Annotated in this window: 13 protein-coding genes; all 13 read right to left on the bottom strand. The window is 64.9% G+C overall.

The features are described from left to right. Positions 1 to 12 precede the first annotated feature (12 nt). The 13 genes from A7W11_RS08725 to A7W11_RS08665 all read right to left on the bottom strand — a co-directional run bounded on the left by A7W11_RS08725 (position 13) and on the right by A7W11_RS08665 (position 14379). Complete coding sequence (locus tag A7W11_RS08725) at positions 13 to 2091, bottom strand: UvrD-helicase domain-containing protein (RefSeq protein WP_066410618.1); 2079 nt, start codon at positions 2089 to 2091, stop codon at positions 13 to 15. An 8-nt stretch (positions 2092 to 2099) separates the two neighbouring features. Beyond that, positions 2100 to 4193: a primosomal protein N' gene (locus tag A7W11_RS08720; RefSeq protein WP_066410617.1), complete on the bottom strand. Its 2094-nt coding sequence runs from the start codon at positions 4191 to 4193 to the stop codon at positions 2100 to 2102. A 351-nt stretch (positions 4194 to 4544) separates the two neighbouring features. Then, on the bottom strand, positions 4545 to 5621 hold the full coding sequence (gene hemE / locus A7W11_RS08715) for a uroporphyrinogen decarboxylase (RefSeq protein ID WP_066410616.1): 1077 nt from the start codon (positions 5619 to 5621) through the stop codon (positions 4545 to 4547). 130 nt (positions 5622 to 5751) lie between these two features. Next, entirely contained in the window at positions 5752 to 6678 is a 927-nt protein-coding gene (locus A7W11_RS28715; protein WP_066410615.1) for a helix-turn-helix domain-containing protein, read from the bottom strand. Positions 6679 to 6874: 196 nt separating this feature from the next. After that, on the bottom strand, positions 6875 to 7300 hold the full coding sequence (locus A7W11_RS08705; protein WP_066410614.1) for a F0F1 ATP synthase subunit epsilon: 426 nt from the start codon (positions 7298 to 7300) through the stop codon (positions 6875 to 6877). A gap of 144 nt (positions 7301 to 7444) precedes the next feature. After that, the gene (atpD, locus tag A7W11_RS08700; protein WP_066410613.1) at positions 7445 to 8845 is read right to left on the bottom strand and encodes a F0F1 ATP synthase subunit beta; all 1401 of its coding nucleotides are present in this window, start codon (positions 8843 to 8845) and stop codon (positions 7445 to 7447) included. Between the two features lie 42 nt (positions 8846 to 8887). Then, entirely contained in the window at positions 8888 to 9793 is a 906-nt protein-coding gene (gene atpG, locus A7W11_RS08695; protein WP_066410612.1) for a F0F1 ATP synthase subunit gamma, read from the bottom strand. A gap of 101 nt (positions 9794 to 9894) precedes the next feature. After that, complete coding sequence (atpA, locus tag A7W11_RS08690; RefSeq protein WP_066410611.1) at positions 9895 to 11436, bottom strand: F0F1 ATP synthase subunit alpha; 1542 nt, start codon at positions 11434 to 11436, stop codon at positions 9895 to 9897. 40 nt (positions 11437 to 11476) lie between these two features. Continuing rightward, positions 11477 to 12016 (bottom strand): F0F1 ATP synthase subunit delta, encoded by a 540-nt coding sequence (locus tag A7W11_RS08685; RefSeq protein WP_066410610.1) that lies wholly within the window; start codon positions 12014 to 12016, stop codon positions 11477 to 11479. A 12-nt stretch (positions 12017 to 12028) separates the two neighbouring features. Beyond that, on the bottom strand, positions 12029 to 12499 hold the full coding sequence (locus A7W11_RS08680) for a F0F1 ATP synthase subunit B (RefSeq protein ID WP_066128612.1): 471 nt from the start codon (positions 12497 to 12499) through the stop codon (positions 12029 to 12031). A gap of 131 nt (positions 12500 to 12630) precedes the next feature. Next, a complete protein-coding gene (gene atpE / locus A7W11_RS08675) occupies positions 12631 to 12873 on the bottom strand; it encodes a F0F1 ATP synthase subunit C (RefSeq protein ID WP_003815363.1) in 243 nt (80 codons plus the stop codon). Positions 12874 to 13012: 139 nt separating this feature from the next. After that, a complete protein-coding gene (gene atpB, locus A7W11_RS08670) occupies positions 13013 to 13894 on the bottom strand; it encodes a F0F1 ATP synthase subunit A (protein ID WP_066410609.1) in 882 nt (293 codons plus the stop codon). A 68-nt stretch (positions 13895 to 13962) separates the two neighbouring features. Continuing rightward, a complete protein-coding gene (locus tag A7W11_RS08665; RefSeq protein ID WP_082887159.1) occupies positions 13963 to 14379 on the bottom strand; it encodes an ATP synthase subunit I in 417 nt (138 codons plus the stop codon). Positions 14380 to 14406: the final 27 nt, after the last annotated feature.

The following is a 14406-nucleotide window of genomic DNA, read 5'->3' as shown; positions in this document are numbered from 1 at the left end:
GCTTTTCCCGGATCAGGAAGGCTTGTTCAACAGCGCCTTGAGCATCCCCAGGCGTTCCTTGGGGCTCATGGCGCGCGTGGTTTCGTCTTCCTGGGGCTTGGCCTGCTCCAGGCCCATTTCCTCGATGAAGCGCGAGGGTTCGCAGACGCGGTCTTCGCGTGCGCGGCGGCGGCGGCGGCACCAACTGAGGTGCAGCGTGCGCTGGGCGCGCGTGATGCCCACATACATCAGGCGGCGTTCTTCCTGGATGCGCACGGCCAGGTTCTCGGCCGCGCGTTCGGGATCGCCGGTGTCGTCGTCTTCCTTGCCCAGATGCGGCAGCAAGCCCTCTTCGACACCGGCCAGATAGACGTGCGGATACTCCAGGCCCTTGGACGCATGCAGGGTCGAGAGCTTCACCGCGTCGGGTTCTTCCTCGTCGCCGCGCTCCAGCATGGTGACCAGCGCCACGTGCTGCACCAGGTCGACCAGGGCCATGTCGTCTTCCTCGGCCTTGCGCTTGAGCCAGCTGACCAGTTCCAGCACGTTCTGCCAGCGCGTCTGCGCGGGCTTCTCGTCGAACATGTCGTACAGGTAGCGTTCGTACTGGATGGTCGACAGCAGCTCGTCCAGCAACGGGCCTGCGGCTTCGCGCGGACGCGCCTCTTCGACGGTGGCGGCCGGTTTGCCGGCGCGCCATTGCATGCGGATGATGAAATCGGCGAAGGTGCGCAGCGGCTCGAGCTGGCGCGGCTGCAGCAGGGATTCCAGGCCGATCTCACCGACCGCGGCCAGCAGCGAGATATGTCGTTGCGACGCATAGGTGCCCAGCGTTTGCAGCGTGCCCTGCCCGATGCCGCGCTTGGGCGTGGTGGCCGCGCGGATGAAGGCCGGATCGTCTTCCTCGTTGGCCAAGAGGCGCAGATACGCCAGGATGTCGCGCACCTCGGCCTTGTCGAAGAAGCTCTGCCCGCCCGAGATGGTGTACGGAATCTTCAGGTTGCGCAGCGCCTGCTCCAGCACGCGCGCCTGGTGATTGCCGCGATACAGGATCGCGAAATCCTTCCAGTTGTTCTTGCGCTCGAAGCGCGATGCCGAGATCTTCATGCCGATGGACTCGGCCTCGTGCTCGTCGCCATCCATGGGAGAGATGGTGATGGGCTCGCCCCAGCCCAGTTCGGACCACAGTTTCTTGTCGAACAGCTTGGGATTGCGCTCGATGACGCTGTTGGCCGCGGCCAGTATGCGTTGCACCGAACGGTAGTTCTGTTCGAGCTTGATCAGCTTCAACTGCGGATAGTCGCTGGGCAGTTTCGCCAGGTTCTCGACGGTGGCGCCGCGCCAGGCGTAGATGGCCTGGTCGTCGTCGCCGACGGCCGTGAACATGGCGCGGTCGCCGGTCAAGAGCCGCACCAGCCGGTACTGGCACACGTTGGTGTCCTGGTATTCATCCACCAGCAGATAGCGCACGCGGTTCTGCCATTTGGTGCGTACGGCTTCGTTGCTGGCCAGGATCTCGGCGGGCAGGCGGATCAGGTCGTCGAAGTCCACCGCCTGGTAGGCCGTGAGCGTGGCGGCGTAGCTGCGAAAGACGATGGCGGCCTCGACCTGGGTGGGCGTGTTGGCCACCTTGGCCGCCTCGTCAGGGTCGATCAGGCCGTTCTTCCACAGCGAGATGATGGACTGCACCTCGCGCAGACGGCCCTTGTCGGTGGTCTGCAGCAGCTCCTGGATGATGGACATGGCATCGTCGGAATCCAGGATCGAGAACTGGGGCTTCAAGCCGGCGCTGGCGGATTCTTCGCGCAGGAAACGCACGCCCAGCGCGTGGAAGGTGCTGATGGTCAGCCCGCGCGCCAGCTTGCCGTCGACCAGCGTCTTCACGCGTTCGGCCATCTCGCGCGCGGCCTTGTTGGTGAACGTCAGCGCCACCACGTTGCGGCCCATGTAGCCGCAATCGCGCAGCAGATAGGAGATCTTCTGGGTGATGACGCGCGTCTTGCCGCTGCCGGCGCCGGCCAGCACCAGGCAAGGACCGTCCAGGTACAGCACCGCCGCCCGCTGCGCGGGATTGAGGCCGGCCGGTACGGAAGTGGGTTCAGGAGCGCTCATCGCGTGAATTAGATTTCCAGGGGATCGACTTCCAGTTGCCAGCGCACGCGCGACTCGGCCGCCACGTGCGGCAGCCAGGCGGACCAGGCGGTCAGGAAGGCCTGCAACGCGGGGCGGCTGGTGCTTTCCACCAGCAACTGGGCCCTTTCGACGTGGGCCACGCGCACCACGCGCAACGGTACGGGATCGTACCGCGTCACGAGATCGAGCGCAGGCAGATCGGCCTCGTCGGCCACGTCGCGGGCGCGCTGCAGGAACGCCAGCGCCTGGACCAGTTCGCGGGCTTCGGCGGTCAGCAGGGCCTGATAGGCGAACGGCGGCAGGCCGGTCTCTTCGCGTTCCTGCAGCGAGTGGCGCGCGAAGCCCGCGTAGTCGTGCCGCACCAAGGCCTGGTAGACCGGTTGCTCGGGATAGCCCGTTTGAATGATGACTTCACCGCCCGCGGTATGGCGGCCGGCACGGCCAGCCACCTGCATCAACTGGGCGAACAGGCGCTCGGGGGCGCGGAAATCCTGCGCGAACAGCATGGAATCGGCATTGATCACGCCCACCAGCCCCAGCCGCGCGAAATCGTGCCCCTTGGACACCATCTGTGTTCCCACCAGGATGTCGACCTCGCCGGCATGCACGGCGGCGAACAGAGCCTGCGCACTGCCCTTGCGGCGCGTGCTGTCCGCATCGATGCGCGAGATGCGCGCCTGCGGGAAGAGTTCGGCCAGGTGTTCCTCGACGCGCTGCGTGCCTCGGCCCATGGGATTCAGGTCCTGGTCGCCGCACTCGGGGCAGGCGCGCGGCACCTGTGCCTGATAGCCGCAATGGTGGCAGTGCAGCCGATAGCCCCCCGCACCGGCGCCACGATGCAGCACCGTGAACGCGGAACAGCGCGGGCAGTTGCTGACCCAGGCACACGAATTGCAATGCAGCACCGGGGCATAGCCGCGGCGGTTCAGGAACACCAGCGCCTGCTCGCCTCGCTCGATCCGCTGGCCGATGGCCTCGACCAGTTGTGGCGACAGGCCCTGCTGCATCTGCAGGCGCCGCGTATCCACCAGACGGACGCGCGGCAGGCTGCTGGCGCGCGCGCGGTTATTCAGCGTCAGGCGCAGATAGCGGCCGCGTTCGGCATGGTGCCAGGACTCCAGCGCGGGCGTGGCCGAGCCCAGCACCACGGGGATGTCCAGGTCGTGCGCGCGCCATACCGCGAGATCGCGTGCCGAATAGCGCAGGCCTTCCTGCTGCTTGTACGAGGGATCGTGCTCTTCGTCGACCACGATCAGGCCCAGTTCGGGCATGGGCGCGAAGATGGCCATGCGCGTGCCCAGCAGCATGCGCGCCTGGCCGCGCTGCGCGGCCGCCCAGGCCTGTATGCGTTCACCGTCTGCCAGGCCGCTGTGCAGCACGGCCACGGCATCCGCCCCGATGATGGATTCGAGCCGGGCGCGTAGCGCGTTCTCGAGTTGCGGCGTCAGGTTGATCTCGGGCACCAGCAACAGCACCTGCCGGCCAGCCGCCAGCACCCGCTGCGCGGCGCGCAGGTACACCTCGGTCTTGCCGCTGCCCGTGACGCCATGCAGCAACACGGGCTTGAAAGCCTGCAACGCGCAAATGGCATCGACGGCCGCCTGCTGCTCTTCATTCAGGGCCGGCGCCTGGTCGGGCACCGTTGCCGTGGAGGTCCCCCGCGACTTGCGCGCATCGCGCCGTGCGACAGGCCCCAGGCCCGAGCGCTTGCCCTGGTAGGCCGACGGCTTGCGCAATGGCGGCGGCAGCACGGGCAGCATCACTTCGCCCAGCGGACGCTGGTAATAGTCGGCCGCGAACCGCGCCAGCTTCAGCCAGCGTTGGGGAAAAGGCGGCAGATCACGCAGCACCTGCTCGACATCTTTCACCTGGGCCACGTCGATGGATGGCGCATCCGGCAGCTCGACGACCACGCCCACCAGCTTGCGCCGTCCGAATGGCACGATCACGCGTAGGCCGACTTCCACCGGTTCGTTGCAGCGGTAATCGAACGGGCCCGGCAACGGCACGTCCAGCGCCACCCGCACCCATTGGGGGGCGGACGCCGAGGCGGCGGAATCGGGAGAAACCAGTTCGATCATGGGGTCCGGAAAGGCGGCGGCAGGCGGGCCGAACTTAAAGTGAATTCTGGATGTAGCCGCTAAGCGACTGGCGGGGCTCAGTGATCGATCCAGTGGGAAAACTGGGCCGGAAAGCCTGTGGATAACATTGGGGAAAACATGCCGCGCCGCACTAAACTTAAGCAACACTTGTTGCTAGCACGACTACCGGCATTCGTGCAAATTCCTATTTTCCACATACAAATCAGCAAGTTATGGAAATTTCCAAGAATGCACCGTAGGTTCAATGCGCTGAACTGGGTCAAGCCGAACTTGTGCACAACTCGATCCCGGGGGCGAGCCCGTAAAGCCCTCCAACAGAGAAGCAACCACTTACTCTGCGTGGTAGCGGCGGCTGTGCGTATGCACTTCGTCGACCAACTCAGCAACCATTTCGGGCGGGGTGTACTGCGAAATGCCGTGGCCCAGGTTAAAGACGTGCCCCCCCTGCCCGACCTGCCCGAAAGCGTCCAGCGCGCGGCGCGCCTCGGCACGTACGGCCTGGGCGCCGCCGAACAGCGTCATGGGATCGAGATTGCCTTGCAGCGCCACGGCATCCCGCACGCGCAGGCGCGCCTGACCCAGGTTGACCGTCCAGTCCAGGCCGACCGCATTGCAGCCGCACGCGGCGATCTCTTCCAACCAGCTGCCGCCGCCCTTGGTGAACACGATGACCGGAATGTCCTTGCCTTCGTGCTGGCGCGTCAGCCCGGCCACCACCTTGCGGGTGTAGGCCAGCGAGAACTGCTGAAACAGTCCGTCGGCCAGCACGCCGCCCCAACTGTCGAACAGCATGACGGCTTGCGCGCCTGCCGCGATCTGAGCGTTCAGGTATTGGCGGGTGGCTTCGGCGTTGATCTCGAGCATGCGGTGCAGCAGGTCGGGACGCGCATACAGCATCGATTTGATCTGCCGGTAGTCGTCGCTGCCGCGGCCTTCGACCATATAACAGGCGATGGTCCAGGGGCTGCCGGCGAAACCGATCAGCGGCACCTTGCCGTCCAGGGCGCGGCGAATGCTGGTGACGGCATCGAACACATAGCGCAGGGAATCCATGTCGGGCACGGCCAGGCGCGCCACATCGTCTTCGTTGCGCACCGGATGGGCGAAACGCGGTCCCTCGCCGGCAACGAAATCCAGGCCCAGGCCCATGGCATGCGGCACCGTCAGGATGTCGGAGAACAGGATGGCGGCATCCAGGTCGTAACGCTCCAGCGGCTGCAGCGTGACCTCGGTGGCATACGCCGGATTCTGCGCCAGCCCCATGAAGGAGCCCGCACGCGTACGCGTGGCGTTGTACTCGGGTAGATACCGCCCCGCCTGGCGCATCAGCCAGATGGGCGTGTAAGGCACCGGCTGGCGCATCAGCGCGCGCAGGAACACATCATTTTTCAGGGCGGGGAAGGACACGGGAAACCTTTGGATTCTGAAGCGATGATTTTACTGCCCTGGTCAAGGCCTGCTGTCGCCACCCGTGCCCGCCAGGCATTCGCAGGCGTCTTGCCCGCGCGTCGCCCTTGGACGGCTGTTGATCGGGACATCACGACGCCTGGGCTTGCGGGGTGACGCGATACGGCGCCGCCTCGATGCGGTGCTTGCGCATCAGCGCCCAGAACGCGCGCCGGTGCTTGTTCGACGCCTTGGCGGCCTGCGCGACGTTACCTTGGTGGCGCTGCAAGGCCTGCCGCAGATAGTCCTGCTCGAAGCCATCGACCACGCGCGCCTTGGCCTGCCGGAAGGGCTCGTTGGAGAAGGTCGGCGGTGCTTTCGCCTCTGCCGTGTCGTCATGCTGCCGTGCGCGCGGGCGAACGGTGGCACAGTCGGAATCGGCATTGCCGGTGAACCGCCTGGATCCGATATGACCACGCGGATAGGTATCCGTAGGCATGGGGCGCGCCGCCATGCCTGGCAGCGTATGCCCCGGCACCGTACGATATGCCGCCCTGCCGACCCGCGAATACGCCGGCATGGCCTCTTGGACCGTAACGCCTGGCCAGCCCCCGCCGTCGGGCGGCCGGGGAGCCGGATAGCCCACCGTGGGCTCGGACCTCGCGCCGCGGCGAGCCACGATGCGCAGCAACCGGGCCCGCAGCTCCTCGGTACACAGGGGTGCGCGCAGGAAATCGGCCGCGCCCAATGCCAACAGATCGGCCAGCGCAGGCGCCTTGACCTCGTGGGACAGCACCAACACCGGGATGCGCAGCACGCCCTGGGCGCGCAACAGTGCCAGGCGCACCCACTGCAAGCTAGACGGCTCGACCGGCAGCAGGCAGGCGTCGTAGCGCTGCAGATGCAGCGAGGCGGCGGCGATGAGAGAAGCCGGATCGGCATCGGGCGCCGAGCATTCGGCCAACGCATGCGCCTGCAGCCGCAGCCGTTCGCCGGACAGCTCGGGCTGCACCCAGGACGCAGCACCCGCCGCGCCCTCGGGCGCCACCAACAGGGCACATTCGAAACATTCACGCATGTCGTATTTCCGCAAAGCGATGTCAGGAACGCAGCTTACGGACTGGCACGCACTCGGGAAATTCGTAATTCACGCACTGCGGGAACTACGTACGCGACGATGCATGGCACGCAACAATGGAAAAGGGGCGTACGAATACGCCCCTTTCTGAACCAGGATGGTCCGTCCGGCGGGCGGGGTGCCCACCGGCGCCATCTCAATGACGCGTCGAAGGCGTGCGCATCTTGCGCGCCGCAGCGACTTCCGCGGTCAGCGCGGCCAGTTCGGCCTCGACCACGGCGATGTCAGCCTTGTCCTTGGCATTGCGCAGAGCCTCTTCGGCCTTTTCGCGCGCCGCCAGGGCACGAGCTTCATCCAGGTCGGCGGCACGGATGGCCGTGTCGGCCAGCACCGTGACCGTACCCGGCTGCACTTCCAGAATGCCGCCGGCAACGAAGATGTTCTCTTCGGAGTTGTCCGGACGCACGATCTTGACCGTACCCGGGCGGATGCGCGAGATCAGGGGCGTGTGGCCGGGCAGAATGCCCAGCTCGCCCGACTCGCCAGGCAGCGCCACGAACTTTGCCTCACCGGCGAAGATCGCTTCTTCCGCACTGACGACGTCCACTTTCAGGATAGCCATGTCGGATCCATATATCAGTTGTTCATGGCGCAGTACGCCACCCTCGCCGAAAGAAAGACCCCGCCCCGAGCCAGCGCACCGCGGATCCGGCTTCGCCCCCTTGGGGGCAAGCGCCAGCGCGTAGGGGGGCTTTGCCCTCGGCGCTTATTGCAGCTTCTTGGCCTTCTCGAAGGCCTCGTCGATCGTACCGACCATGTAGAAGGCCTGCTCGGGCAGCGAATCGCACTCGCCGTTGACGATCATCTTGAAGCCACGGATGGTTTCGGCCAGCGGCACGTACTTGCCCGGCGAACCCGTGAACACTTCGGCGACGTGGAACGGCTGCGACAGGAAGCGCTGGATCTTGCGCGCGCGGGCCACGGCCTGCTTGTCTTCCGGCGACAGTTCGTCCATGCCCAGAATCGCGATGATGTCGCGCAGTTCCTTGTAGCGCTGCAGCGTCTGCTGCACGCCACGGGCCACCTGGTAGTGCTCTTCGCCCACGACTTGCGGGTCGAGCTGGCGGCTGGAGGAATCCAGCGGATCCACGGCCGGGTAGATACCCAGGGCGGCGATGTCACGCGACAGCACCACGGTCGAGTCCAGATGCTGGAAGGTCGTGGCGGGCGACGGGTCGGTCAAGTCGTCCGCAGGGACGTACACGGCCTGGATCGAGGTGATCGAGCCGGTCTTGGTCGAGGTGATACGCTCTTGCAGCTTGCCCATTTCCTCGGCCAGCGTGGGCTGGTAGCCCACGGCCGACGGCATACGGCCCAGCAGTGCCGACACTTCGGTACCGGCCAGCGTGTAGCGGTAGATGTTGTCGACGAAGAACAGGATGTCGCGGCCTTCGTCGCGGAACTTCTCGGCCATGGTCAGGCCGGTCAGCGCCACGCGCAGACGGTTGCCCGGGGGTTCGTTCATCTGACCGAACACCATGGCGACCTTGTCCAGAACGTTCGACTCTTCCATTTCGTGGTAGAAGTCGTTGCCTTCACGGGTACGCTCACCCACGCCGGCGAACACCGACAAGCCGCTGTGCTGCTTGGCGATGTTGTTGATCAGTTCCATCATGTTGACGGTCTTGCCCACGCCGGCGCCGCCGAACAGGCCGACCTTGCCGCCCTTGGCGAACGGGCACACCAGGTCGATAACCTTGATGCCGGTTTCGAGCAGCTCGACCGACGGCGACAGTTCGTCGAAGGCGGGAGCGGCCTGGTGGATGCCGCGCTTTTCGTCCGAGGCGATGGGGCCGGCTTCGTCGATCGGACGACCCAGCACGTCCATGATGCGGCCCAGCGTGCCCGTACCCACCGGCACCGAGATCGGTGCGCCGGTGCCGGCCACGGACATGCCACGGCGCAGGCCGTCGCTGGAGCCCAGGGCGATGGTGCGGACCACGCCGTCGCCCAGCTGCTGCTGGACTTCGAACGTCAGGCCCTGCTCTGCGAACGAGGAACTCTCGTCAGCCAGCGTGAGCGCTTCGTAGATCTTGGGCATCTGATCGCGGGGGAACTGAATGTCCACCACGGCGCCGATGCACTGAACGATGGTTCCGTTGCTCATGTCGATTCCTTGCTTGATAGCTTGTGACGGGTTGCAGCCAGCTTAGACAGCGGCCGCGCCCCCTACGATTTCCGAAATTTCCTTGGTGATCGCCGCCTGACGGGTCTTGTTGTAGACCAGCTGCAGCTCACCGATGACCTTCTTGGCGTTGTCCGACGCCGCCTTCATGGCGACCATGCGGGCGGACTGCTCGGACGCCATGTTCTCGGCCACGGCCTGGTACAACAGGCCTTCGACGTAACGCTGCAGCAGCGCGTCGATCACGCTCTTGGCGTCGGGCTCGTAGATGTAGTCCCAGCTGTATTCCGATTTGATCTGTTCGATCGGCGTCAGATCGGAGGCGCCGATCTGGAACGGATCGTCCAGGCCGCTTGCCAGCGGCAGCAGGCGCAGGAACACGGGTTCCTGGCGCATCGTGTTGATGAAGCGCGACGTCGCGACATACAGCGCGTCGATGCGGCCTTCGAGATAGTCGTCCAGCTGCACCTTGATGGCGCCCAGCAGGCGGTCCATGTCGGGCTGATCGCCCAGGTGGACTTCCTGCGAGACCAGCTTGGCGCCGATACGCGTCAACAGGCCCAGGCCCTTGTTGCCGAAGGCCGTGGTTTGCACCGCAACGCCCTTCTGCTGGAATTCCTTCAGCTTGGCCAGGGTGATACGGCTGACGTTGGTGTTCAGACCGCCGCACAGACCCTTGTCCGTCGTGACCATCACCACGCCCACGGCCTTGACCTCACGCTCGATCAGGTAGGGATGGGAGTACTCGGGATTGGCCTGCATCAGGTGCGCGGCGATCTCGCGCACCTTGGTGGCGTACGGACGGCCAGCGCGCATCCGTTCCTGCGCCTTGCGCATCTTGGACGCGGCGACCATTTCCATCGCCTTGGTGATCTTGCGCGTGTTTTGCACGCTCTTGATCTTGGTTCGGATTTCCTTGATTCCGGGCATTGCGCTTTCCTGTTGATTCGGCCGGACCGGCTTGCGCCGGGCGATTCCGGTCTGATCCGCGCGGGGAACGATCGAACGCCCCCGCTCAGTTCAGACGTGCCTTAAAAAGCACCGTGCTTCTTGAACTCCTGGACGATCGAAGCCAGGGTGGCGTCGTCATCCTTGGACAGTTCCTTGGTGTCTTCCACGCGCTGGATCAGGTCGGCGTGCTTGGCCTTCAGGTGATCCTTCAGGGCCTTCTCGAAGGACAGCACTTGCGCCACGTCCACGTCGTCCAGGTAGCCGTTGTTGACGGCGTACAGCGACACGGCCAGTTCCCAGACCTGCAGCGGCTGGTACTGCGGCTGCTTCAGCAGTTCGACCACGCGCTTGCCGCGTTCGAGCTGGCGGCGGGTGGCGTCGTCGAGGTCGGAAGCGAACTGCGCGAACGCAGCCAGTTCACGGTACTGGGCCAGGTCGGTACGGATACCGCCGGACAGCTTCTTGACGACCTTGGTCTGGGCAGCGCCGCCCACACGCGACACCGAGATACCGGCGTTGATGGCGGGACGCACACCTGCGTTGAACAGGTCGGTTTCCAGGAAGATCTGGCCGTCGGTGATCGAGATCACGTTGGTCGGCACGAACGCGGACACGTCGCCGGCTTGCGTTTCGATGATCGGCAGGGCCGTCAGCGAACCGGTCTTGCCCTTGACGGCGCCGTTGGTGAACTTCTCGACATACTCTTCGTTGACGCGGGCGGCACGTTCCAGCAGGCGCGAGTGCAGGTAGAACACGTCGCCCGGGTAGGCTTCGCGGCCCGGCGGACGGCGCAGCAGCAGCGACACCTGGCGGTAGGCCCAGGCCTGCTTGGTCAGATCGTCATAGACGATCAGGGCGTCTTCGCCGCGGTCGCGGAAGTATTCGCCCATCGTGCAACCGGCGTAGGCAGCCAGGTACTGCATGGCGGCCGAGTCGGAGGCCGAAGCGGCCACGACGATGGTGTATTCCAGCGCGCCGTGCTCTTCGAGCTTGCGCACGACGTTGTTGATGGTCGATGCCTTCTGGCCGATGGCGACGTACACGCAGGTGACGTTCTTGCCCTTCTGGCTGATGATGGTATCGACGGCAACGGCGGTCTTGCCGGTTTGGCGGTCGCCAATGATCAGCTCGCGCTGGCCACGGCCGATCGGCACCATCGAGTCGATGGCCTTGACGCCGGTCTGCAGCGGCTGCGACACGGAGCGGCGGGCGATGACGCCCGGAGCGACCTTTTCGATGATGTCGGTCTGCTTGGCGTTGATCGGGCCCTTGCCGTCGATCGCATCGCCCAGCGTGTTGACCACGCGGCCACGCAGTTCGGGGCCGACGGGCACTTCGAGAATGCGGCCGGTCGTCTTGACCTGGTCGCCTTCCGACACGCCCGTGTAGTCGCCCAGAATCACGGCGCCGACGGAGTCGCGCTCGAGGTTCAGGGCCAGGCCGAACACGTTGTTGGGGAATTCGAGCATTTCGCCCTGCATCACGTCCGACAGGCCGTGGATGCGGGTGATGCCGTCCGTCACGGACACGACGGTGCCCTGGGTACGAACGTCAGTGGAAGCGCCCAGGCCCTCGATGCGGCTCTTGAGCAGTTCGCTGATCTCGGAGGGATTGAGTTGCATATTGACTCCTGGAATCCTGATTGGGTCTGTGCCGGCTGCGTCAGGCGGCCAGCTTGTCGCGCATGCGAGCCAGCTGGGCTTGAACGGAAGTGTCGAGCACCTGGTCTCCGACGGCCACGCGCACGCCGCCGATCAGCGAGGGATCGACGGTGACGTGCGGACGCAGCTTGAGACCGAATTTGACTTCGAGCGCGGCGACCAGATCAGCGACCTGGGCCTCGGTGAGTTCGAACGCGCTGGTGATCTCCGCCTGCGCCGTGCCTTCGTGACGATTCTTCAGCGCGGTGAACTGGCTGGCGATGACCGGCAGCAACAGCAGGCGGTCGTTCTGGACCAGCAGTTCGATGAAATTGCGCGCAGCCTGCGGCAGGCTGGTCTTGACCAGCCCGATGAAGACGTCGGCGCGTTGCGCATCGCCCAGACGCGGGTCGGCCAGGGCCTCGCGCACGTCGGGGTTGCCGGCGATCTGGGCGAGTTCGTCTACCAGATCGGCCCAGCCCGCGAGCCCGGCCTGGTCGTCGCGCGCCGCGGCGAACAGGGCCTCGGCGTACGGACGGGCGACAGTGGAAAGTTCAGCCATCTTGGCGTTCCCTTAGAGCTGCGCCTTGAGCTGGTTGAGCAGCTCGGCGTGGGCTTGGGCGTTGACCTCGCGCTTGAGGATCTGCTCGGCCCCCTTGACGGCCAGCGCGGCGACGTCGTCGCGCAGTGCATCGCGAGCGCGTTGCACTTCCTGGGCGGCATCCTGTGCGGCTTGCGCCACGATGCGGGCACGCTCGGCCTCGGCTTCGCGACGGGCTTGCTCGATCAGCGAGGCGGCCTGTTTCTCGGCCTCGACGATGCGAGCGTGGTTCTCGGACTTGGCAGAAGCCTCGATGAGGCTGGCGCGCGCTTGGGCCTGGGCCAGATCGGCCTTGCCCTTTTCCGCAGCGGCCAGGCCATCTGCGATTTTCTGGCGGCGCTCGTCCATCGCCTTCGTCAGGGGCGGCCACACGAATTTCATCGTGAACCAGCCCAGAACGAAGAACACGAGCATCTGGAAGAAGATTGTCGCGTTCAGATTCACGGTCGTTCCTTAGACACCTTGCTGGGCCCGCTGAAGACGGACCCGAAGCTTTCGATACTTTGCCGGTGGCGATGCCGTTGCCTGCATCGCCACCGGCGGGGAGTCCGCTGCGCTGGGCAGCGGACGGCGCCTTAGCCGACGAACGGGTTGGCGAAGGCGAACAGCATGGCGATACCCACGCCGATCAGGAACGCCGCGTCGATCAGACCGGCCAGCAGGAACATCTTGGTCTGCAGGGCGTTCATCAGTTCGGGCTGACGAGCCGAAGCTTCCAGGTACTTGCCGCCCATCAGTGCGATGCCGATGCAAGCGCCGATGGCGCCCAGACCGATGATGAGACCGCAAGCGAGAGCAACGAAAGCAACGTTGGTCATGACAACTCCTTGGTTAGAAATCTGAAGTCAGAATTTTGTTGAGAAAACGGGAACTGCTTGGAATGCAAGAAACTCTTTTGCAAGAAACTCTTGCGACCCGGCCCGCGCCGCGAGACGCGCACCAGGGAAACTGGAAAAATCAGTGGCCTTCGTGAGCCTGGCCGATATAGACCAGCGTCAGCATCATGAAGATGAATGCTTGCAGCAGCACGATCATGATGTGGAAGATTGCCCACACGGAACCGGCCAGGACCTGGCCGATGCCCAAGCCGATGCTGGTGCCATTGAAGCCCGTCCAGGCGCCGCCCAGCAGCGCGATCAGCATGAACACCAGTTCGCCGGCAAACATGTTGCCGAACAACCGCATGCCCAGCGACACGGACTTGGCCGCGTACTCGATCAGGTTGAGCAGGAAATTGAAGGGGGCCAGGACGATGGCGCCGACGCCATGCGCGTGGAAGGGCGCCGTGAACAGTTCCTTGACGAAACCGCCGGGGCTCTTGATCTTGAGGCCGTAGTAGAACATCAGCAGCAGCACGCCCAGCGACATGCCCATGGGCACGTTCAGGTCGGCGGTGGGCAGGATGCGGTGGTAGTACAGCGGGTCGCCGTGGTGGGCGCCCAGGCCCGTCCAGCGCCAGATGGACGGCAGCAGGTCGACCGGGATCAGGTCGAGCGCGTTCATCAGGACGATCCAGAGGAAGACCGTAAGGGCCAGCGGCGCCACGAACAGGCGGCTCTTGGCGTTGGTGACGATACCCTTGGCCTGGTCGTCGACCATGTCCACGACCATCTCGACGAAAGCCTGGAATCGGGTCGGCACGCCCGAGGTGGCGCGGCGAGCGGCCATCCACAGGAACACGACGACGATCGCACCCATCAGGATGGACCAGAACAGCGAGTCGTAATTGATGACTTCGAACTGGGCGATGGCAGTCTGCTTTTCGCCCAGATTGTTGAAGTGCACCAAGTGGTGCTGAATGTACTCGGACTGAGGCGACGCGCCGCTGGCTGCAGCCATGTGAAACCCACCCTTTTGCTGTGCTTTCCGGACTGGAGGCCCGGACTACCCACGATTGTTAAATACTGCTATGACAGCTTGCGCAACAACAACAGCAGAAGATAGCCCTTCAGTGTGAGAATGAGGCCCAGCAACACCGCCGGCCACACCAGCCACTCGCGCGCCAGCCAGGACAGCAGTCCCAGCAACAACGCTGTTGCGAAAAGCTTGATCAGCTCACCGAAGAGAAAGGCGAAAGGGTTGCTTCGTGCAGACCTTGCGACACCCACAAGAAGACGCAGCGCGAACAGCGCATTGGGCACCAGATATGCCACCGCCCCAAGTAATGCCGACAGCCCCGCAGCCGCCCCCGCAAATATCCCCGCTATTGTTGCCGCTGCGAGTCCCATCGCCGCCTGGGCGGCTAGAACCAGGAGAATTTCCCGGCAGGCTCGTGCATTGAGCGCCGTGCGATCAGCATCGGTCAGTACCAAACTCTTTTGCACCAGCTTGCCCCCTCAGGCCGAACAGGG

The organism is Bordetella ansorpii (assembly GCF_900078315.1).
Lineage (GTDB): Bacteria > Pseudomonadota > Gammaproteobacteria > Burkholderiales > Burkholderiaceae_B > Bordetella > Bordetella ansorpii.
The sequence above is the reverse complement of the archived record's forward strand: the minus strand, read 5'-3'. Positions and strand labels throughout refer to the sequence as shown.

Excerpts from the sequence above, each read along its gene's own strand:
- atpG (WP_066410612.1), bottom strand. The coding sequence starts at position 9,793 with ATGCCCGGAATCAAGGAAATCCGAACCAAGATCAAGAGCGTGCAAAAC.
- A7W11_RS08685 (WP_066410610.1), bottom strand. The coding sequence starts at position 12,016 with ATGGCTGAACTTTCCACTGTCGCCCGTCCGTACGCCGAGGCCCTGTTC.
- atpD (WP_066410613.1), bottom strand. The coding sequence starts at position 8,845 with ATGAGCAACGGAACCATCGTTCAGTGCATCGGCGCCGTGGTGGACATT.
- A7W11_RS08720 (WP_066410617.1), bottom strand. The coding sequence starts at position 4,193 with ATGATCGAACTGGTTTCTCCCGATTCCGCCGCCTCGGCGTCCGCCCCC.
- A7W11_RS08725 (WP_066410618.1), bottom strand. The coding sequence starts at position 2,091 with ATGAGCGCTCCTGAACCCACTTCCGTACCGGCCGGCCTCAATCCCGCG.
- atpB (WP_066410609.1), bottom strand. The coding sequence starts at position 13,894 with ATGGCTGCAGCCAGCGGCGCGTCGCCTCAGTCCGAGTACATTCAGCAC.
- A7W11_RS28715 (WP_066410615.1), bottom strand. The coding sequence starts at position 6,678 with ATGCGTGAATGTTTCGAATGTGCCCTGTTGGTGGCGCCCGAGGGCGCG.
- A7W11_RS08705 (WP_066410614.1), bottom strand. The coding sequence starts at position 7,300 with ATGGCTATCCTGAAAGTGGACGTCGTCAGTGCGGAAGAAGCGATCTTC.
- atpE (WP_003815363.1), bottom strand. The coding sequence starts at position 12,873 with ATGACCAACGTTGCTTTCGTTGCTCTCGCTTGCGGTCTCATCATCGGT.
- atpA (WP_066410611.1), bottom strand. The coding sequence starts at position 11,436 with ATGCAACTCAATCCCTCCGAGATCAGCGAACTGCTCAAGAGCCGCATC.